This is a genomic window from Psychromarinibacter sediminicola (assembly GCF_029168335.1).
Lineage (GTDB): Bacteria > Pseudomonadota > Alphaproteobacteria > Rhodobacterales > Rhodobacteraceae > Psychromarinibacter > Psychromarinibacter sediminicola.
This window is the reverse complement of sequence record NZ_JARGYC010000262.1, coordinates 1-335: the sequence shown is the minus strand read 5'-3', so window position 1 is coordinate 335 and position 335 is coordinate 1. Positions and strand designations below refer to the sequence as shown.

The window sequence follows — 335 nt, the reverse complement described above, 5'->3', positions numbered from 1 at the left end:
TCTCATATAAAAAAATCCCTGATCGCGACGGAGCGCGGACGCGCGCGGGTGCGCCGCGAGCGCCGCGTCTGGACCCATCTGCGCCAGCCGCGGATGCGCGATCGGCCGCACCGACTGGTGTTTCTTGACGAGACCTCCACCACGACCAAGATGACCCGCCTCCGAGGCCGCGCGCCCTCCGGCGAAAGGCTCCTGGCCGGCGCGCCCTTCGGCCATTGGGGCAGCCAGACCTTCGTCGCGGGGCTTCGCTGCGACGAGTTGATCGCCCCCTGGGTCATCGATGGGGCGATGAACCGGGCGATCTTCGAGACCTATGTCGAGACCCAGTTGGCGCC

At 68.1% G+C, this 335-nt stretch carries 1 protein-coding gene; it reads left to right on the top strand.

The annotated features are described in order from the left end of the window. A partial coding sequence (locus P1J78_RS25280; RefSeq protein WP_374213434.1) for a transposase occupies positions 1-335 on the top strand: 335 nt, incomplete at both ends.